The organism is Williamsia sp. Y721, assembly GCF_059683565.1.
Genome location: NZ_JCASNH010000002.1, coordinates 182,597 through 201,423 on the forward strand (window position 1 = coordinate 182,597; position 18,827 = coordinate 201,423).

18 protein-coding genes are annotated in these 18,827 nt (G+C 64.4%); 8 read left to right on the forward strand and 10 right to left on the reverse strand.

Features of this window, described 5'->3' with window-relative positions; translation table 11 throughout:
- Window positions 1-4: 4 nt before the first annotated feature.
- Together AC56PL_RS09535 and AC56PL_RS09540 are read right to left on the reverse strand one after the other, a co-directional pair.
- Window positions 5-1,402 carry a GntT/GntP/DsdX family permease gene (locus AC56PL_RS09535; RefSeq protein WP_495513469.1) on the reverse strand — a complete coding sequence of 466 codons (1,398 nt, stop codon included), beginning with the start codon at window positions 1,400-1,402 and terminating at the stop codon, window positions 5-7.
- Window positions 1,402-1,917, reverse strand: a complete 516-nt coding sequence (locus tag AC56PL_RS09540) for a gluconokinase, GntK/IdnK-type (RefSeq protein WP_495513470.1) — start codon at window positions 1,915-1,917, stop codon at window positions 1,402-1,404. Before AC56PL_RS09540 ends, AC56PL_RS09535 begins: the two co-directional genes overlap by 1 nt.
- A 123-nt stretch (window positions 1,918-2,040) precedes the next feature.
- Here AC56PL_RS09540 and AC56PL_RS09545 point away from each other — a divergent pair, with 123 nt between their 5' ends.
- Complete coding sequence (locus AC56PL_RS09545; RefSeq protein WP_495513471.1) at window positions 2,041-2,754, forward strand: FCD domain-containing protein; 714 nt, start codon at window positions 2,041-2,043, stop codon at window positions 2,752-2,754.
- Here the strand turns inward: AC56PL_RS09545 and AC56PL_RS09550 are convergent.
- Both AC56PL_RS09550 and AC56PL_RS09555 read right to left on the reverse strand, forming a co-directional pair.
- Complete coding sequence (locus AC56PL_RS09550; RefSeq protein ID WP_495513472.1) at window positions 2,748-3,482, reverse strand: hypothetical protein; 735 nt, start codon at window positions 3,480-3,482, stop codon at window positions 2,748-2,750. The two genes, AC56PL_RS09545 and AC56PL_RS09550, sit on opposite strands and share 7 nt — an antisense overlap.
- Window positions 3,483-3,583: 101 nt before the next feature.
- A complete protein-coding gene (locus AC56PL_RS09555) occupies window positions 3,584-4,999 on the reverse strand; it encodes a hypothetical protein (RefSeq protein WP_497153681.1) in 1,416 nt (471 codons plus the stop codon).
- A 138-nt stretch (window positions 5,000-5,137) separates the two neighbouring features.
- On the opposite strand from AC56PL_RS09555, the gene AC56PL_RS09560 reads away from it, so the two are divergent.
- Window positions 5,138-5,950 carry a putative endonuclease domain-containing protein gene (locus AC56PL_RS09560; protein ID WP_497154281.1) on the forward strand — a complete coding sequence of 271 codons (813 nt, stop codon included), beginning with the start codon at window positions 5,138-5,140 and terminating at the stop codon, window positions 5,948-5,950.
- Between the two features lie 81 nt (window positions 5,951-6,031).
- On the opposite strand, the gene AC56PL_RS09565 is transcribed toward AC56PL_RS09560, so the two are convergent.
- A complete protein-coding gene (locus tag AC56PL_RS09565) occupies window positions 6,032-7,057 on the reverse strand; it encodes an aspartate-semialdehyde dehydrogenase (protein WP_495513476.1) in 1,026 nt (341 codons plus the stop codon).
- 2 nt (window positions 7,058-7,059) lie between these two features.
- Entirely contained in the window at window positions 7,060-8,325 is a 1,266-nt protein-coding gene (locus tag AC56PL_RS09570) for an aspartate kinase (RefSeq protein WP_495513477.1), read from the reverse strand.
- Between the two features lie 171 nt (window positions 8,326-8,496).
- Between AC56PL_RS09570 and AC56PL_RS09575 the strand changes: the two genes are divergently transcribed.
- Window positions 8,497-9,759 carry a putative hexosyltransferase gene (locus AC56PL_RS09575; RefSeq protein ID WP_497153682.1) on the forward strand — a complete coding sequence of 421 codons (1,263 nt, stop codon included), beginning with the start codon at window positions 8,497-8,499 and terminating at the stop codon, window positions 9,757-9,759.
- A 104-nt stretch (window positions 9,760-9,863) separates the two neighbouring features.
- Here AC56PL_RS09575 and AC56PL_RS09580 read toward each other — a convergent pair whose 3' ends face one another.
- A complete protein-coding gene (locus tag AC56PL_RS09580; RefSeq protein WP_497153683.1) occupies window positions 9,864-10,559 on the reverse strand; it encodes a TetR/AcrR family transcriptional regulator in 696 nt (231 codons plus the stop codon).
- Window positions 10,560-10,681: 122 nt separating this feature from the next.
- Here AC56PL_RS09580 and AC56PL_RS09585 point away from each other — a divergent pair, with 122 nt between their 5' ends.
- The 3 genes from AC56PL_RS09585 to leuA all read left to right on the forward strand — a co-directional run bounded on the left by AC56PL_RS09585 (window position 10,682) and on the right by leuA (window position 14,840).
- Complete coding sequence (locus tag AC56PL_RS09585; protein WP_497153684.1) at window positions 10,682-12,211, forward strand: MFS transporter; 1,530 nt, start codon at window positions 10,682-10,684, stop codon at window positions 12,209-12,211.
- Between the two features lie 35 nt (window positions 12,212-12,246).
- On the forward strand, window positions 12,247-12,822 hold the full coding sequence (locus tag AC56PL_RS09590) for a nitroreductase family protein (protein ID WP_497153685.1): 576 nt from the start codon (window positions 12,247-12,249) through the stop codon (window positions 12,820-12,822).
- Between the two features lie 161 nt (window positions 12,823-12,983).
- Entirely contained in the window at window positions 12,984-14,840 is a 1,857-nt protein-coding gene (gene leuA, locus AC56PL_RS09595; protein WP_495513482.1) for a 2-isopropylmalate synthase, read from the forward strand.
- A gap of 84 nt (window positions 14,841-14,924) precedes the next feature.
- Here leuA and AC56PL_RS09600 read toward each other — a convergent pair whose 3' ends face one another.
- Together AC56PL_RS09600 and AC56PL_RS09605 are read right to left on the reverse strand one after the other, a co-directional pair.
- A complete protein-coding gene (locus AC56PL_RS09600) occupies window positions 14,925-15,815 on the reverse strand; it encodes a LysR family transcriptional regulator (RefSeq protein ID WP_497153686.1) in 891 nt (296 codons plus the stop codon).
- A 28-nt stretch (window positions 15,816-15,843) separates the two neighbouring features.
- Window positions 15,844-17,175 (reverse strand): cytochrome P450, encoded by a 1,332-nt coding sequence (locus AC56PL_RS09605; protein ID WP_497153687.1) that lies wholly within the window; start codon window positions 17,173-17,175, stop codon window positions 15,844-15,846.
- Window positions 17,176-17,275: 100 nt separating this feature from the next.
- On the opposite strand from AC56PL_RS09605, the gene AC56PL_RS09610 reads away from it, so the two are divergent.
- A complete protein-coding gene (locus AC56PL_RS09610) occupies window positions 17,276-17,890 on the forward strand; it encodes a TetR family transcriptional regulator (protein WP_495513485.1) in 615 nt (204 codons plus the stop codon).
- 24 nt (window positions 17,891-17,914) lie between these two features.
- On the opposite strand, the gene AC56PL_RS09615 is transcribed toward AC56PL_RS09610, so the two are convergent.
- Window positions 17,915-18,088: a DUF1272 domain-containing protein gene (locus tag AC56PL_RS09615; RefSeq protein ID WP_495513486.1), complete on the reverse strand. Its 174-nt coding sequence runs from the start codon at window positions 18,086-18,088 to the stop codon at window positions 17,915-17,917.
- Window positions 18,089-18,187: 99 nt separating this feature from the next.
- On the opposite strand from AC56PL_RS09615, the gene AC56PL_RS09620 reads away from it, so the two are divergent.
- The gene (locus AC56PL_RS09620; protein WP_495513487.1) at window positions 18,188-18,808 is read left to right on the forward strand and encodes a methyltransferase domain-containing protein; all 621 of its coding nucleotides are present in this window, start codon (window positions 18,188-18,190) and stop codon (window positions 18,806-18,808) included.
- Window positions 18,809-18,827: the final 19 nt, after the last annotated feature.

The following is an 18,827-nucleotide window of genomic DNA, read 5'->3' on the forward strand; positions in this document are numbered from 1 at the left end:
CGCACTAGACCACCAGACCGAGCAGCAGGACCACGATCAAACCGGAGACCGAGAGAACGGTTTCCATGATCGACCAGGTCTTGATGGTCTGGCCGACGGACATCCCGAAGTATTCCTTGACCAGCCAGAAGCCGGCGTCGTTGACGTGCGAGAAGAACACCGAACCGGCGCCGATGGCCAGCACCACCAGGGAGAGTTCGCCACCGCTGAGTCCGTCGAGGAGTCCAAGGATCAGCGACGACGCGGTGATGGTCGCGATGGTCGCCGAACCGGTCGCCAACCTGATCAGTGCGGCAAGGACCCAGGCCAGCAGGATGACCGAGATGTTGGCCTCTTTGGCCCAGTCGGCCAGGAGTGTGCCGATGCCACTGTCGACGAGCACCTGTTTGAATCCGCCACCCGCAGAGACGATCAGCAGGATGCCGGCGATGGCCGGAAGCGCTGCGCCCGTGCACTTCGCGATGGTGTCGCGATCCATGCCGGAACCCCGGCCGAGGGTGAACATCGCAACCACCACGGCGATCAGCAACGCGATGACCGGCGTGCCCATCACGTCGAGTACCTGCCGAACGATCTGGTCGTCGTTCTCGATGAAGATCTCGGCAATCGCCTTGCCCAGCATCAGGACAACCGGGAGCAGCACGCTGAAGATGGTGATGCCGAAGGACGGCCGTTTGGTGGTTTCACCATCGGACGGGTCGGCGTCGAACGTGGTCGGGACCGGCAGCACAACCCAGCGGCCTGCCAGTTTTCCGAAGAGCGGTCCGGCGACGATGATCGTCGGGACAGCGACCGCAACACCCAGGGCGAGCGTGGTGCCCAGGTCGGCACCGATGACATCGATGGCGACCAGCGGACCCGGATGCGGCGGAACAAAACCGTGCATCGCCGACAGACCGGCCAATGCCGGGATGCCGACGGTGACCAGCGACAGTCCGGAACGTCGCGCGACGAGGTAGATGACCGGCATCAGCAGGACCAGGCCGATCTCGAAGAACATCGGCAGGCCGATGATCGCGCCGACCAGCGCCATCGCCCACGGCAGCATGCGCGGTGAGGCATGTCCGACGATCGTGTCCACGATCTCGTCCGCGCCACCGGAATCGGCGAGCAGCTTGGCGAACATCGCGCCGAGTGCGATCAGGATGCCGACGCCGGCGGCCGTGGATCCGAATCCTTTGGTGAATGAGTCGAGCACGTCCGGAATCGCTTCACCGGCAACAATTCCCACGGTGAGGCCACCGCCGACCAGTGCGAGGAAGGGATGGAACTTCGCGACGGTGATGAGGACGACGATCACCGCGATACCGGCCAGCGCCGCCAGGATCAGTTGCCATCCGGGCGCTACGGGTTCAGGCAACTCCGTATCGGCTGCCAGCACAGCCACAGATGCGGCGTTCATCAGTTCTCCTCCGTGATGCTCGGGTCGGCGCCTGCGGCGGCGACATAGGCCTCGACGATCTCGTCGATGGTCTGGTCGATATTGATCTCGTAACCGTGCTCATCGGCCCCGAGGGGCTCGAGGGTCTCGAACTGTGAGGCGAGCAGGGACGGCGGCATGAAATGTCCGGGCCGGCTGGCCTGCCGTCGTCCGATCACCTCGGGCGTGCCGGACAAGTGCACGAATCGCACCGTCGGGCAGTGCGCACGGAGTTGGTCGCGGTATTTGTGCTTGAGAGCCGAACAGCTCATCACGCCCCCATTGCCGTGCTCGGCGAGCCATCCACCGATCGTCTCGAGCCAGGGATACCTGTCGGCGTCGTCGAGCGGGTGGCCTGCCGACATCTTCGCGATGTTGGCAGCCGGGTGAAAGTCGTCGGCGTCGGCAAACGGGACGCGGAGCCGTTGCGCGAGTGCGGCGCCGACCGTCGACTTGCCCGAACCCGACACCCCCATCACAACCAGAGCTGATCGCATGCCTTCTCCTCGCCACGTACTGCTGACCTACCGCAGATCACTTCAATAGTCATACTTTTGCAAGCGTGTCCGTCATAAAACCATTTCTTTGGTACACGAGCAAGCGAATGAGAAGATAATTGCGTGGCATCTGACACAACCGCGGGTGAATTGCACAGCAGTGTTGTGACCGATCTCGGAATTCGGATCGTGTCCGACGACCACTCCGCCGGAGATGTGCTGACACTCGACGGCGTCGGCAAGCACTACGGGGTGTCGCGGACGGTCGCACGCGAGGCCATCCGAGTGCTGGAATCCATGGGCATGGTGGCCTCCCGCCGCAGGGTGGGGATCACCGTTCAGCCCAAAGAGATGTGGAACGTCTTCGACCCACAACTGATCCGCTGGCGCCTCGACGCCGGCGAGCGAACAGAGTTCCTGCTGACGCTCTCAGAATTGCGCCGCGGGTTCGAACCGATCGCCGCGGCGCTCGCCGCCGAGCGCGCCGACGAGCATCAGTGCCGCATCTTGGCGGCCGCGGTGTCGGACATGGTGGTGCACGGACGCTCCGGCGACCTCGACCAATATCTACTCGCGGACATGATCTTTCATCGCACCCTGCTCGAGGCAAGCGGCAATGAGATGTTCCGGGCGCTCAGCGATGTGGTCAATGAGGTCCTCACGGGACGGACCCATCACGGCATGATGCCCACGCGCCCCAACCCCGCCGCGATCGACCTCCACGATCAGGTGGCGCGGGCTGTTCGGCTCCGGGATCCGGCAGACGCGGAACGGGCCATGCGCGAGATCATCGTCGAGGCCGCGGCCGCCGTTTCCGACCCGGACAGCGCTCAGTAACGGTTCCCGGGCCGGAAGATCTGCGACGGCTTCATCCGCTGCGACGACGGCAACCACTCATTGACACCCCGGCGCAACGCGAACAGCGCAGAGAACAGCAGCAGCACGAATTGCAGCCATCCGATGATCCGAATCGCCGCAGGCACCGACGGGTAGTCGAAGAGCAGGTCAATGCCCATCGGGATGCACAGGAGCATCACCAGAGCCATCGTCACGTAGATGTTGCGCGCACCGCGACTGCGGCGACGACCGACCGCGACCAGCAGCGGGTACTGGACGGCCAGCAGGACGAGGGTGGTGATCAGCATCGCAGGCGGAAAGAACCCGGCAATCGAATCGATCTGGTCAGCCGGTGCGGCGTTGCTGGGGTCGTCCCGGACACCCTCGTGAAGACGGTCTTTCAACAGATCGGTGGTCGAACCCAGATTCGCGAACCCGTAGATCACACCGATCAACGCCGCTGCTGCGGCACCTAGCCACAACAACCAGGCGTGGTACAACGACGCCGGTGGTGGGGTGTCGTCTTCGAGGTCGGCGTGGTCCTTGTCCTTGGATGTCCGGCCCTGCGCGATCCTGGCCATGTCGGCCGCGTCGAGTTCCGCCAGCGACGGCATCCCTTCCAGATCAGGCGGCACGATCACCGAGTCGTCCGGCCCGGCCTCTGATTTCTCGAGGTTCGGGCGGTCGCGCTTCGGTTCGGTCGGCTGATCGCCTGGGTCCTGCGTCACACTGTCGATTGTTGCACTCGCGAAGTCCTGCCCCTCCGCAGGCCATGTCCACAAAATGAAGCGAATTTGGTTTCACGGGAAACAACGAGGCCAGGCGGCGATCAGCCGATCTTCAGCATCCGGCCGATCGTTGCCTGCCACAGCGCGCCGTCGGCGCTGATGGTCCCGGTGAGCTGCATGGGTTCGTCGACGGGCGCGATCCCCACCTGGGTACGCGCCCGAGAATGCCCGGTGTGGAAGTCGACGGCGGTGTAGTAGACCGGGCCGACCTGCTGCACTCCCCCACCAGGTGCGAGCGGCCCGTAGCTCAGCGCATAGATCAGGCCGTCGGCGCGGGAGAGCTTGGGCAGGGTGGCCATGCGGTCATCGCTTTCCCATACCCGATGGCATCCGTTGTCGGACACATCGATACGCGTCATCCCACCGGTAAATGCCGCTGCCGGTGGGTCACTCGGTCCGGAGGTGGCAAACGGGGGATATCCGAAACCATAGGTACTCGGGATGACGATCGAGTTGCCCCACGCCATCGGCGAGTTCTCGGTTCCCTGACCGGATGTTCCGAACGCATCGGTGCTGCACACCGGCGAACCGTCGGCGGAACGGTAGACCAGCAACTTGGGCCGCGGAGCATCGTCGACGATTGCCACCCACTCGTCGCCGTTCGGCCCGAAATAGGTTGGCGTGGTGCCCGATCCCGGTGCCAGCTGGCCTGGTCGTCGAACGCCGCCGGTCTCGTACGTGGCCCGCCAGATGATCAGCGGTACCCCCTGCTGATCAGCCCGCATCTCGTACAACGCCCGGCTGGTCAGGATCGACGCCCCGCCGCGGCGGATGGTCAGACCGTTGGTGAGCTTCTCGCCTGCCGGCAATTGTGTGGACCCGACATGACCACCGTCATCGACGGTGCCGATGACACCGCCCGTGGTCGCAAACCAGATACGCCCGTCGAAGTCCGGCGCGAGTCCGGTGATCGCGTCGCCGGATGGGATCTGTTCACCGACATCCAGGCGCTCGTCGACGAACAGTTGCCACCGCCCGTCCGGGTTCTTGCGGTGGGCGATCTTGAGGATCGCGCCCGAACCGTCCGCCATCACGACGCGGTCGCGGCTGTCGAGATAGCCGTACACCCCGCCGAGCAGTCCACCTTTGGTTAGTTGCAATGACGCGATCGGCGCAGCGGTCGCCGGGTCGAAGAGCACCACGGTCGGGACGGCGAATCCTGGCGGATTCACACCGATGTAGCCGGTACAGAGCGCGACCGGCAGACCATCGCTCCCGATGAAGGTCGCCGCGCAGGCACCGCCGGGCAGTGATGACGCGAGCAGCTTTCCACCGGCTCCGGGTCCGGCGTTGGGCGTCGAATCGGTCGACGCCAGATCTCCGTGGATGAGTGCGGTTCCGGCCGGGCCGACGTCAGGGACACCCGGATCAGCCTGCGCGACCGGCGCTGTCATCACCAACGACAGGACCACCGCGAGAAACAACACCAACCGACTCCCAGAGCGCGTCACCCGCATATCCAAACATGGCGCGGCCTACTCGCCCCGAAAACTGGCAAATATCGGGATGCCGAGGGCTATATGCCCTCGGCGCACTGGTATTTCACAGTTTTCAGGGTGATCGAACCTGAACTCACCCGAATCCGTCTGATCACCATGGATTTCGGTGTCTATTCGACCAAAGAGCTGCACCGGCACGGGCTGAGCGCCTGGCAGATCAGGCGCGAGACCGACGCCGGTGGACTGATCGGACTGCGGCAGGGTTGGTATGCGACGCCGACAGCTGATCCGGACGTGGTCGAAGCGGTCCGGGCCGGCGGTGTGCTCGGCTGCGTGTCGGCACTGAGCAAACAGGGGCTGTGGGTGCCGCCCGGATACCGGCGGGTCCACACCCGACCGACCCGGCACGGCGAACTGACCAGCAACCGGACGTGCAGAGGATTCGGGCGGCCTCCCCCTGCCCGGACCGCTGTTGACCCAATCCCCACCGCACTGCTCGCTGCGGCACGATGCATGAGCACCGAGCACTGGATCGCCACCTGCGATTCCGCACTGAACACAGCCGAGCTGACAGTGGCTCAAATGGCGTCGGAGATGGGCACGTCGTCCCGGCGGGTCGCCGGGCTCCTGGACAAATGCGATCCGGCATCCCAGTCGGGCACCGAATCGATCGTCCGCGTACGACTGCGGGCGGTTGGGTTCGCGGTTGTCGTTCAGCCTCAGATCCCGGGCGTCGGCCGGGTGGACCTAGGGGTCGGGCGGCTACTTCTCGAGTGCGACAGCGTTCGGCATCACACCAGCTTGGACAACTACCGCAATGATCGTCGTCGCGACCGTCGCGCGTTGGTCGATGGCTGGCTGACCATGCGCATCACCTACGACGACGTGCTCTACGGCTGGGACGGGGTGCTCGCCGACATCCGGGCGATCACCCGGCCCGATCGCCACCGCACGCCCCCACGGCCCTGAAGTCTGCCAAATAGAGGAACTCCGAGGGCTATTTGCCCTCGGAGTCCTGCTATTTGACAGTTTTCAGGGTGTCAGACCCGACTAGACCAGGAGTTCGGCGATCTGAATGGTGTTGAGTGCCGCGCCTTTACGAAGGTTGTCGCCCGAGACGAACAGTGCCAACCCACGGCCTTCCGGCGCACCCGGATCCTGACGAATACGTCCGACCAGGGAGTTGTCTTTACCGGCAGCATCGAGCGGGGTCGGAACCTCGGTCACGGTGACGCCGGGCGCGCCCTCAAGGAGCTTGGTGGCTTCCTCGACGGACAGCGGCCGTTCGAACTCGGCATTGATCGACAGAGAGTGCCCGGTGAACACCGGAACCCGTACGCAGGTTCCGCTGACCAGCAAATCAGGAAGTCCGAGGATCTTGCGCGATTCGTTGCGCAGCTTCTGATCCTCGTCCGTCTCACCGGAGCCGTCGTCGACCAGCTCGCCGGCCAACGGCAACACGTTGAAGGCAATGGGCGCAACGTATTTCACCGGAGCAGGCAACGAGACCGCGGATCCGTCGTGGACCAGCTTCTCGGCATCGTCGATGCCGGCACGCAACTGCGAGACCAGCTCTTCGACGCCGGCAAGTCCGCTGCCCGACACCGCCTGGTACGAGGAGATGATCAGACGCTGCAGACCGGCTGCCTCGTGCAGAGGCTTGAGGACTGGCATCGCGGCCATCGTGGTGCAGTTCGGGTTGGCGATGATGCCCTTCTTGGGATTACGCGCCTCCTCACCGTTGACCTCTGAAACCACCAGCGGCACATCGGGATCCTTGCGCCACGCCGACGAGTTGTCGATCACCGTGACACCGGCGGCGGCAAAACGCGGTGCCTGCTCGCGGGACATGGTGGCACCGGCCGAGAACAGCGCGATGTCGAGCCCGGTGGGATCTGCCGTTGCGGCATCTTCCACCACGATCTCGCCACCACGCCACGGGAGCTTCTTGCCCGCCGACCGCGGCGATGCGAAGAACCGGATCTCGTCTGCGGGAAAATTACGCTCTTCCAGCAGCTTTCGCATGACGGCGCCAACCTGACCGGTGGCACCCACAACGCCTACACGTACACCCATCGTTATCGCCCCGTTCCGCCGTAGACAGTGGCTTCTTCTTCGCCACCGAGATCGAAGGCGGCGTGCAGCACGCGAACAGCCTCGTCGAGTTCGGTGTCGCGGCACAGCACCGAGATGCGGATCTCCGACGTCGAGATGAGTTCGATGTTGATCCCGGCCTCCGACAACGCTTCACAGAACGTCGCGGTGACGCCCGGGTGCGACTTCATGCCGGCACCGACCAGCGACACCTTGCCGATGAGATCGTCGTAGAGGATGGAGCTGAAGCCGATTTCGTCCTTGAGCTTCGTCAACTTCTCGACGGCCAGCGGTCCGACTTCCTTCGGACACGTAAAGGTGATGTCCGTCTTTCCGGTCGCAACCTCGGACACGTTCTGCAGAACCATGTCGATGTTGATCTCGGCGTCGGCGACTGCGCGGAACACCTTGGCGGCATAGCCGGGCTTGTCGTCGAGCCCGACGATGGTCACCTTGGCCTCGCTGCGGTCGTGGGCAACGCCGGTGAGGATGGCTTCTTCCACGGGAATGTCCTCCATCGATCCGGACACCATGGTGCCGGGCTTGTTTGAGTACGACGAGCGCACGTGAACGGGAACGTTGTAGCGGCGGGCGTATTCCACACAGCGCAGCATCAGGACCTTTGCGCCACAGGCCGCCATCTCGAGCATCTCCTCGAAGGAGACGGTGGCCAGATGCTTGGCGTTCGGAACGATCCGCGGATCGGCGGTGTAGATGCCGTCGACGTCGGTGTAGATCTCGCAGACATCGGCCTTGAGGGCGGCCGCGAGAGCAACCGCGGTGGTGTCCGAACCACCGCGTCCGAGCGTGGTGATGTCCTTGGTGTCTTGCGAGACACCCTGGAAACCGGCGACCAGGACGATCTTGCCTTCGTCGAGCGCCGACCGAACGCGGCCGGGCGTGACGTCGATGATCTTCGCCTTGCCGTGGCTGCTGGTGGTGATCACGCCTGCTTGAGACCCGGTGAACGACTGCGCCTCGGCGCCCAGGGAACTGATCGCCATCGCCACCAGGGCATTGGAGATCCGCTCACCGGAGGTGAGCAGCATGTCCATTTCCCGCGGTGGGGGTGATGGGCAAACCTGCTCCGCCAGGTCGAGGAGTTCATCGGTGGTGTCACCCATCGCGGACACGACAACCACAACGTCATTGCCGGCTTTGCGCGTCGCGACAATGCGCTCCGCCACGCGACGAATGCGTTCGGCGTCGCCCACTGACGAGCCACCGTACTTCTGCACGACCAGAGCCACGCAGTTTCCTTTCTCTCGCTTGCATCGAGCTGCCAAAATCAGACAGCGGGAAGAACACAGGACCGCTACTGCCCCGTGCAAGGATAGCCACCTGCATCTTCACGTGCGCCGACGCATCGGACGCGGCCACTCGGTCGATGCCTGCGGCCGGTCCACACTAGGATCCGTGAGGTGCTGAGCCGAGCGACAATCGAAACCGTCAGCGACCGGCTGTACAAGCACCGCAGCTGGATCGAACCGATAGCGGCCTTCCTGGTGATTCGCCTTATCGGACTGCTGACCTTGCAGCGGTTCGATCAGCTCCGCAGCGGCGGCGGCCTCGGGTCGGTGTTGTCGGCCTGGGACGGCAAATGGATGTTGGCCATCGCAGAGCACGGCTATGGTGGCGTTCCTCTCACCCAGACCGACGCGCAGGGAATGCGCGACTCCGATACGCCCTACGCCTTCTTTCCCGGGTACCCGATGCTCGCCGGTGCGGTCGACAAGATCCCCTGTTTCAGCACGCTCGGTGCTGCGCTCACCGTCAATGTGTTCCTCGGGGCACTTGCCGCGGTGGGTGTGGCACGGATCGGCACCATCTGTTGCGAGCAGATGCAGAATCGGCCGAACCCACCACGGTGGATCCCGGCCCGGATCACCAGTTGGTTCACCGAGGCGCGCGACGAGTCCGGTGAATCCCGCCTCTCCAAGGCCGATCCGGCACGGGCGGGCCTGCTGCTCTCGGTGTTTTTTGCCGCGGCCCCGATGGGCATCGTGTTGTCGATGGCCTACACCGAGGCACTCTTCTGCGCGCTGGCCGCATGGACGCTGGTGGGTGTCCTGCAGCAGCGTTGGCTGCTGGCCGGTACCTGCGCGATGCTGGCCGGGCTCAGTCGTCCGACCGCGGTGGTCCTGATCGGTGTTGTCATCCTGGCCGCGGCACTGCGGCATCGCGACGGCTGGCGCGCCTGGGTCGCGATCGCGATCAGCCCACTGGGTTATCTGGGCTATCTGGCGGTGGTGTGGCACAAGACCGGTGAGCCGCTGGGCTGGTTCCGCATCCAGACGCAGGGGTGGAACACCGAGATCGATTACGGCAAAGCCGCTTTCGACTTCGTGAATTTCGCGCTGGTGAACTCCCCCGAAATCGCGCCGGTGGCGACCGCGTGGATCATCGTCATCACCATCGCGTTGGCTGTCTACAGCTTTGTGGATCGGGTGCCCTGGCCGGTGTCGGTGTACGGCGCACTCGTTGTCGTCTCGATCGTGGCCTCTAGCGGACTGATGATGAGTCGGCCCCGACTCCTGCTTCCCGCCTTTGTTCTGCTGATCCCGTTCGCCATCGGTCTGGCCAAACGCCGGACATCGACTCAGGTGATCGTCGCCATCATCGTGATCACCTTCAGTTCCTGGTTCGGCGCCCACATGCTGACGGTCTATCCGCACGCCATGTGACCGGCCATCCAGATCCCACAAGTTCGCGCCACCTACTGACGTTCGCGCCGGTTGCAACCGGCGCGAACGTCAGTAGGTGGCGCGAATTTGTGAGGTCGACGGGATCAGCGGGTGCGCTGGGCCCTGGCTTCGAAGCCGTCGCACAGTGCCTCGATGCCTTGATCGAGGAGATACCGCGGATCGGTCAGTTGCGGGTTGCCGGTTCCCACGAGTTCTGCCAGATGCGGCGGCGGTGTGCCGTCGGGTCTGCCGGCCAGCAATCGCATGAATCCGCTTTGTCCGCCGTTCTCGTCGGCCCGGTCGTGCAGGAGACGCTCCGCGACAGTACTGAGGACCGTGCCTGCGATGAGATTCCAGAGCGACAACGCCATCTCGGTCGCCTCCGCGGTGGTGATCTCCAACTCCAGGAAGGCGTCCACCAGCCAGTCCAGACAGTTCAGACTCTGCGGCCCCATGCTGCTGCGCGGTGAGGCAAACGCCAGCAGGACCCAGGGATGGCGTTGGTAGAGGTTCCAGTCGACGTCGGCAGCGATCAATGCCCGCTGCCGCCAGTTCGCGTCACCGGGAGGCGGATAGGGAAAGCGGACACCGATCTCGTCGGACATGGCCATGAGCAGGGCATCCTTGTCGGACACATGCCGGTAGAGCGACATCGTCCCGACGCCGAGCCGGTCCGCGATCTTGCGCATCGTGACCGCGCCGAAGCCGTCGGCATCCGCGAGTTCGATCGCAGCATTGACCACTGCGGCACGGGTCAGTTTGACCCCTTCGGAGCCCTGTTCGGGATCAGCAACACTCATCGGGCAGACCTCCTTCGCTTGACCATTCTCCCGATGGTTCCGGAACCAGGGAATAAATGCTTTGCGTACAACGTACCCATATGCGTACGTTGTACCCAACCCTATCGACCAGGAGTAGTGCAGTGAGCATCACGGACCGCCCGGCCAACAGCGGAGCCGAGGCGAAAGATCATCGCCCCGACCGCCGCGCGTGGTTCGGGCTCGCCGTCCTCACGCTGCCCGTGTTCCTGGTCTCGATGGACTTCTCGGTCCTATACCTCGCCATCCCCACCCTGAGCGCCGAACTGGCGCCCTCGGCGGCACAGCAACTCTGGATCGTCGACATCTACGGCTTCCTGATCGCGGGTCTGCTCATCACGATGGGCAACCTCGGTGACCGTTTCGGTCGACGGCGACTACTCCTGGTCGGCGCGACACTCTTCGGCGTCGCGTCCGCAGTCGCCGCCTTCGCGCCGGACGCCTCATCGTTGATCGCCGCCCGCGCCATCATGGGTATCGGCGGCGCAACGCTGCTCCCGTCGAGCCTGTCGCTGATCGGCAATATGTTCCCGAATGCCGTGACTCGCGCCAAGGCGATCGGTGTCTGGACCGCGGCCTTTGCCGGCGGATCCGCACTGGGTCCGGTCATCGGCGGCGTTCTGCTGCACCACTTCTGGTGGGGCTCGGTGTTCCTCATCAACGTGCCGGTCCTGCTGATCCTCCTCGCACTCGCTCCACGCCTGGTCCCCGAGTACCGCTCGGGCAGTACCGACCCGTTCGACGTGCTCGGCATCGCGCTGTCGATGCTCGGCATCCTGCCGCTCGTGTACGCGATCAAACATGGTGCGGCAGAAGGCCTCGACAACACCACGCTGGTCTTTGCGGCGATCGGAATCGTCGGCATGTGGCTGTTCATCCGTCATGAACGTCGCACCCCGTTCCCACTGCTTGAGCTGAAACTGTTCCGCAACGCGCGGTTCTCGGCAGCGATCGGCAGTGCACTGACGGGCATGATGACGCTCGGCGCACTGAGCTACCTCACCGGCATCTACCTGCAGTCGGTGCTTGGACGAGACGTGATCACCGCGGCCCTCCTCGGGCTTCCGATGGCCATCGCCGTCGCGGTCTTCTCGATGAGCGCCTCCCGGATCGCGGCGCTTGTCACGGTCCGCTGGGCCTTTGTGATCGGCATCGCGTTCGCCGCCATCGGCAACGCCGGGATGATCTGGCTCGGTGTCTCCGAAGGTGTCGGGGTGTACCTGGCCAGCTCGGCGATCGCCGGTATCGGTTACGGCATGATCTTCTCGCTGGTCTCCAACGTCGCAGTGTCGTCGGTTCCGACCGAACGCAGTGGTGCGGCCGTCGGCATCTCCGAGACCAGCTTCGAGCTCGGGACCGCGTTCGGCCTGGCCATCCTGGGTTCGGTCGCCACCATGGTGTTCCGTCGCAACACCGAGAACACCGGGGCCAAGGACACCTTGTCGGAAACCCTCGATCATGCGCACGACCTCGACCCGTCCGCCCAGACCACGCTCGCAGATACCGCACGCAGCGCATTTGTCGACGGCCTTCACGTCACAGCGGTGGTCAACGTGGCACTCTTGGCTGCGATGGCCGTCATCGTCGCGGTCTTGCTGCGCACCCGCACACCGGCCGCGCAACCGGTCGAGTAGGAGCCAAAGCGGCTCCATCACAAGGAGTTACAACCGTGCCCCTACATCCGATCCTGGCCGGACGGTGGAGCGCCCGCGGCTACGACAATGCCGCGGTGATCTCCGAAAAGCAGCTCGAAGAAATCCTCGAGGCCGGTCGATGGGCACCCACCGGCGGCGGCAACCAGCCGGTTCGTTTCCTGGTCGGGGTGCGCGGTGACAACACCTTCGCGGGTCTTGTCGACGGACTCAAGCGCGGCAACCAGTCCTGGGCTCCGGCCGCGGCCGCGTTGATCCTGTTGTGCACTACGGACATTCCGGACGAGCCGAAGATGCAGGACTACGCAACCATGGACGTCGGTCTGGCAGCGTCGCAGATGATCACGCAAGCGCAGGCAGGCGAATGGAATGCTCATCCGATGGGCGGGTTCCGCGCCGAGGCGATGATCGAGAGGTTTGCGATACCGCCGGGCCATCGACCACTGCTGATGGTGGCCATCGGCAAGCTCGCCGCCCCGCACACAGTGGCCCCCGATGTCGCAGAACGTGACCGGCGCGAGCGCACGAGGTTGCCGATGAGTGATGTCGCCTTCAGCGACTCCTGGGGCAATTCGTATCGTCCCGAGCAGTGAGGGACCCTCTTTGGAGTTCGACAACGACGGGAGTAGAGTGCCAAACATGCAGCGCGTGCTCCTTCTCCTTTGCCGCGGCGGGGTCTGATCCAGACCGGCTTCCCGTCGCGGGATTTGTGACGCGCCGGTCTTGCCACCCACCACCTTCGGAGATTGACCCAATGCCTGCCGCAGATGCTTTCACTTCCAATGCCAGCCGAATCGTAGAACCGGCCGGACCCATTCCCGCTGATCAGCCCGCATGGAATCCCCAGCGCAACTCAGCGATGCCCGCGCACCGATACCGTCCGTTCGCCGACGAGGTCGAGCCGGTAACCCTCCCCGACCGCACCTGGCCCGACAAGGTCATCGACCGCGCACCCATGTGGTGTGCCGTGGATCTGCGCGACGGCAACCAGGCCCTGATCGACCCGATGAGCCCGGCCCGCAAGCGCCGCATGTTCGACCTGCTGGTGCGGATGGGCTACAAGGAGATCGAGGTCGGTTTCCCCTCGGCCAGCCAGACCGACTACGACTTCGTCCGCGAGATCATCGAGGACGGCGCCATCCCGGACGACGTCACGATCCAGGTGCTGACGCAGAGCCGCGGTGAACTCATCGAGCGCACCTTCGACGCCTGCCGTGGTGCCGCGAATGTGATTGTGCACTTCTACAATTCGACGTCCATCCTGCAGCGCCGCGTGGTCTTCCGTGCCGACAAGGACGCGATCAAGAAGATCGCAACCGACGCCGCGCACAAGGCCAAGACCGAAGAGCTCAAGTACCCGGACACCAACTGGCGCTACGAGTATTCACCGGAGTCGTACACCGGCACCGAGCTCTCGTTCGCCAAAGAGGTCTGCGACGCGGTCACCGAGGTCATCGACCCCACACCGCAGAAGCCGATCATCCTCAACCTGCCTGCCACCGTCGAGATGGCAACACCCAACGTGTACGCCGACTCGATCGAGTGGATGCACCGCAACCTGGCCCGTCGCGATTCGGTGATCCTGAGTCTGCACCCGCACAACGACCGCGGAACCGGCGTCGCCGCAGCAGAATTGGGCTACCAGGCCGGTGCCGACCGGATCGAGGGGTGCCTGTTCGGCAACGGTGAGCGCACCGGCAACGTATGTCTGGTGACGCTGGGCATGAACATGTTCAGCCGGGGCGTGGACCCGCAGATCAACTTCTCCGACATCGACGAGATCCGCCGGACCGTCGAATACTGCAACCAGCTCGGTGTGCACGAGCGGCACCCGTACGGTGGCGATCTGGTCTACACGGCCTTCTCCGGAAGCCATCAGGACGCCATCAACAAGGGCCTGGACCAGATGAAATTCGATGCGGACGCAGCAGATTCCGACATCGACGACATCACGTGGGCAGTCCCCTACCTGCCGATCGACCCGAAGGATGTCGGCCGCAACTACGAAGCGGTCATCCGGGTCAACAGCCAGTCGGGCAAGGGCGGCGTCGCCTACATCATGAAGGCCGACCACGGCCTGCAGCTGCCCCGACGTCTGCAGATCGAGTTCAGTCGCGAGATCCAGAAGATCACCGACGGCGAGGGTGGCGAGGTGTCGCCCAAGGAGATGTGGGACGTCTTCGCCGAGGAGTACCTGCAGCCGGTCCGCCCGCTCGAGCGCATCAAGCAGCGTGTCGATGCAGCCGAGATCGACGGCGGCGAAGATCAGATCACCGCCACGGTCAAGATCGACGGCAAAGAGAAGGAGATCTCCGGAGCCGGCAACGGTCCGCTGGCTGCCTTTGTCGATGCGCTGTCGACCGTCGGCTATCAGATCCAGGTCCTGGATTACTCGGAGCATGCGCTCACCTCGGGTGACGATTCGAACGCCGCCGCCTACGTCGAGGTCGAGATCAACGGTGAGACCGTGTGGGGCTGCGGCATCGCGCCGTCGATCACCACCGCATCGCTGCGGGCCGTTGTCTCCGCCGTGAACCGCTCGGTGCGCGCTGCCGGTGGTGCAGAGGTCGCCGAGGACAGCGAGCAGGCACCTCGGACCTGGGCCCCGTAACCGCGGACCAAACACCCAGTAGCAATTTTTTGCGCCGTCCAGCAGTGATCACTGCTGGACGGCGCAAATTCAGGTGGTGGGCCTCTAATCGAGTTCGTGCGCCTCGGCGACCAGGGCGCTGACGAGTTGACGCACGGCGCCGCGGTCCTGTGCCCCCGGACGACTGAGCGCCTCGTACACCCGCGCCGCCCGGACGCCGGTGAGCACCAGACGGACAACGTTGGGGTCGAAGACGGAATACCGCGGCATCAGGGCAATCCCGTGCCCTCGCGCCACCAGCGCCTCGATCGCCCGAAAGTCGTTGATCCGGTGCATCACCCGGGGTTGAACTCCGGTGATCGCGGCCAGCGACAGCAGCACGTCGTCGACGGGGAACCCATCACGGACACTGATCCAGTCCTCGTCGGCGAGTTCACCGAGCGTGACCTCGGTGCGTCCGGCATGACGATGGGCGGGACCGACCACCAGGTCGATGGGTTCACGCATCACAAACGTGGTCGCAACGCGGGCCGAGACCACCTGCGGCGCCCGCTCGTCACGATGTGTGAGAACCACATCCGAATCGGACAGCAACGCCGGTGCCTCCTGGTATCGCACATCCTCATCGCGGGCGATCAACGCGATACCGGCCTCACCCATCCGCTCCATGAGTCCGGGCAGGAGCAAGGCGGCACCCGACGGGAACATCGAGATCCGCACGGAACCGACCGCATCGTCGCGATACGACGCCATCTCTTCGGCCGCACGATCGACAGCCAGGACGACCTCGTCCGCCCGCAGGACCAGGGCCCGACCGGCCTCGGTCAGTCTCACTCGCCGGCCATCCTGCTCGAGCAACGCGATGCCTGCCTCCCGGCCGAGGACCTTGAGCTGCTGCGAGACCGCCGACGGTGTCATGTTCAACGCATGCGCGACGGCGCCGACCGTGCCGCGGTCGGCAAACTCTCGCAGTATCCGTAAGCGCTGCAGGTCCATACCCGCAACGCTAGCCGCGGTACCGGTACTAACGCCGGCGGACCGCCATGCGCCCGCCGCGCCGCGGTGCGTAGGCCACTCCGCGTCCGTGCCAGCGTTCTGAACGGGCATCGGTGCCGACGATCTCGAAGTCACGCAGGACATCGCGCAGCACCACGTCCATCTCCATGTTCGCGAATGCCGCTCCGATGCAGCGCCGGGTACCGCCACCGAACGGTATCCACGCAGCCGATGGCCGATTGCCGACGAATCGTTGCGGATCGAAGATCTTCGGGTTCCGGAACTGGTCGCTGTCGTCGTGCATCAGCGAGATCGCCACGAGAATGGTGGTGCCCTTAGGGATTTGCCATTGCCCCAGTTCATATTCCGCAGCCAGGACGTGCCGGCCGGCGAAGTCGATCACCGGACGGCTGCGTTGTACTTCCAGGATGGTGGCCTGCCGCAGCTCGGATCCACCCTCCGCGACCTCGGCGGTCAGGCGCGCCACCAATTCCGGGTGCCGGGTCAGCCGTTCAAACGCCCAGGCGAGGGTGTTGGCGGTGGTCTCGTGTCCGGCGGCCAGGAGTGTGGCCAATTCGTCGGCCATCTCTTTGGTGGTCATCGCCGACCCGTCGTCGTACGAACTGCGCATCATCAAAGCCATGATGTCCGTGCGGTTTTCGAGATCCGGGTCCCGCCGCGCCGTGGCGACCATCTCCGTGATGATCGAGTCGTACTCAAGCCGCAATTTCCGGAACCGAGCCCAGGGCCCGATGCGACCCTTCTGCACGGAGTCGGGAATGGTCGCACACCGCGACCCGGTTTCCACCATCGGCGGAATGACCTCGCGCAGCGAGTCGAAATACTCTCCCTGGGCACCGAAGACGGCTCGCAGGATCGTATTCAACGTGACCCTCATCATCGGGTCGACTGTTGCGAACTCCTCACCCTCGGGCCAGGTGGCGGTCTCCTTCGCCAGCTCCTCGGCCACGATCTGCTCATAAACCTTGATCGCCTTGCCGTGTAGCGGTGGCGTGAGCAGTTTGCGCCGGTTGCGATGCTCCTCACCTTCCAGGGCGAACATCGAACCCTCGCCCAGGATCCGGCTGAGGTTCGGCTGGACGTTGCACAGGACGTCCGAGGGCGTGGTGAACACCTGCTTCGCCAACTGCGGATCGGCGACCACCACCGATTTGCCGAACACCGGTATGTCGATGGTGAACACCGGACCAAATCGCTTGGCCGCCAATGCCATCGACTGACGTCTGGAAATCACGAACGGCAGCGCCTGCAGTGCCCGCGGTAACCGAAGCCCGGGCGGGAGATGTGCGACTCCGGCACGATCTTGGTCGATGGTCGCCTCGTGTCGAACTGCACTCATGCCGAACCACTCCCCGCCAGTGTTCTGAGTCACGTTTCACAAAGACGGTACGCCGACGTACCAGAGGTCGCAAGGGTCCGGAGCGCCGTATCGTGGCGATGTGCCGAACCCCGCCGCAACCCCGGCCCCGACGAGCCCCGCAGGCAACAGCGAGTTCCGACTCCGATTGCTCGAGGGCCTCGGCGAGTCCATCACCGAACGCGGTTACCGCGCGACCACGGTCGCCGACATCGTGCGCCACGCAAAAACGTCGCGGCGCACCTTCTACCAGGAGTTCACGTCGAAGGAGAGCTGCTTCGTCGAGCTCCTGCACGTGACCAACAGTCAGAACATCGATGCCATCGTGGCCTCGGTCGATCCCGATGCCGATTGGACCGATCAGATCCGGCAAGCCATCGGCGCCTACATCCGGTCGATGGATTCGCATCCGGCGATGACCCTGTGCTGGATCCGGGAGTTGCCTGCACTGGGAGAAGACGCACGGCCGATCCAGCAGCAAGCCATCAATGACTTCGTCCGCACCATCATCGCGCTCACCGACACCCCGCAGATGCGCGCCGCCGGAGTCGATCCGGTGACCCCGGAGATGGCCATCATGCTGCTCGGCGGGCTCCACGAGCTGACTGCCAACGCCGTCGAGAACGGCCGCCCCGTCGCCACCATCGAAGACACCGCATTGCGAGCCTGCTTTGCGCTGTTGGGACCGGCCAACTGACAAACCGACAACCCGCAGTCCGCGTCAGCCGGTGGCGCGCCGAGGACGCGGGGAGAGCTCCCCGGCACAGTTGGGGCAGGCGTCGAGGCGGGAGCGACAGTCCGCGCAGTACGTGCATTCGAATGAGCAAATCCACGCCGCTGCATCCAAACCCAGTGCTGCTGAACACAGTTCACACTGACTCTTCATCTCGAGCATTCCTGAGCCTACCTCGTAGCAGTTTTGTCGGGAGGTCGGGATTTGCCGAAATGGCAAGATACTTTGCCACGATCTGCACCATCAGGAACACTGGGAACCATGGATGAAGCCTATTGGGACGCCCGGTACACCACCACCGATCGCGTCTGGAGCAACAACCCGAACCACGCACTCGAAGGCGAGCTCGCCGACCTCACACCAGGCACGGCACTTGACGTCGGATGCGGAGAGGGCGCCGACGCGCGGTGGCTGGCCGAACACGGCTGGACGGTGACCGCCGTCGACATCTCATCCGCCGCACTCGCGCGGGCAAAAGAACTGAACGATCACCCGTCCATCACCTGGACCCATGCCGATCCGGTGCGCAATCCGCCAGAATCATCCGCGTTCGATCTGGTGTCGTTGCACTACTTCCCACTGCTTCGCACGCCCGGCGATGACGCCGCCCGCCGATTCGTCGACGCGGTCGCCCCCGGCGGAACACTGTTCGTGGTCAGCCACGATTTCTCCGAGGACCACGCCAGGAAGCACGTGGAAGCACATTCGGGCGAAGCGGATTTCAATCCGCTCGACTACTACACCTCCCACGAGTTCGCGGCATTCCTCGATGACAACTGGAAGATCCTTGTCGACCGAACCCAACCGCGTCACGTCGACCCGTCGTCGGCTGGGGCCGGCCATATCAACGACACGGTGCTCCGGGCAGTGCGAATCGCCTGAACAGTGAAGTCCTTCTACA

Coding starts and splice junctions, on each gene's coding strand:
- AC56PL_RS09600 (WP_497153686.1), bottom strand. CDS start 15,815: ATGGACCTGCAGCGCTTACGGATACTGCGAGAGTTTGCCGACCGCGGC.
- AC56PL_RS09620 (WP_495513487.1), top strand. CDS start 18,188: ATGGATGAAGCCTATTGGGACGCCCGGTACACCACCACCGATCGCGTC.
- leuA (WP_495513482.1), top strand. CDS start 12,984: ATGCCTGCCGCAGATGCTTTCACTTCCAATGCCAGCCGAATCGTAGAA.
- AC56PL_RS09555 (WP_497153681.1), bottom strand. CDS start 4,999: ATGCGGGTGACGCGCTCTGGGAGTCGGTTGGTGTTGTTTCTCGCGGTG.
- AC56PL_RS09535 (WP_495513469.1), bottom strand. CDS start 1,402: ATGAACGCCGCATCTGTGGCTGTGCTGGCAGCCGATACGGAGTTGCCT.
- AC56PL_RS09565 (WP_495513476.1), bottom strand. CDS start 7,057: ATGGGTGTACGTGTAGGCGTTGTGGGTGCCACCGGTCAGGTTGGCGCC.
- AC56PL_RS09605 (WP_497153687.1), bottom strand. CDS start 17,175: ATGAGTGCAGTTCGACACGAGGCGACCATCGACCAAGATCGTGCCGGA.
- AC56PL_RS09560 (WP_497154281.1), top strand. CDS start 5,138: ATGGATTTCGGTGTCTATTCGACCAAAGAGCTGCACCGGCACGGGCTG.
- AC56PL_RS09540 (WP_495513470.1), bottom strand. CDS start 1,917: ATGCGATCAGCTCTGGTTGTGATGGGGGTGTCGGGTTCGGGCAAGTCG.
- AC56PL_RS09580 (WP_497153683.1), bottom strand. CDS start 10,559: ATGAGTGTTGCTGATCCCGAACAGGGCTCCGAAGGGGTCAAACTGACC.
- AC56PL_RS09615 (WP_495513486.1), bottom strand. CDS start 18,088: ATGCTCGAGATGAAGAGTCAGTGTGAACTGTGTTCAGCAGCACTGGGT.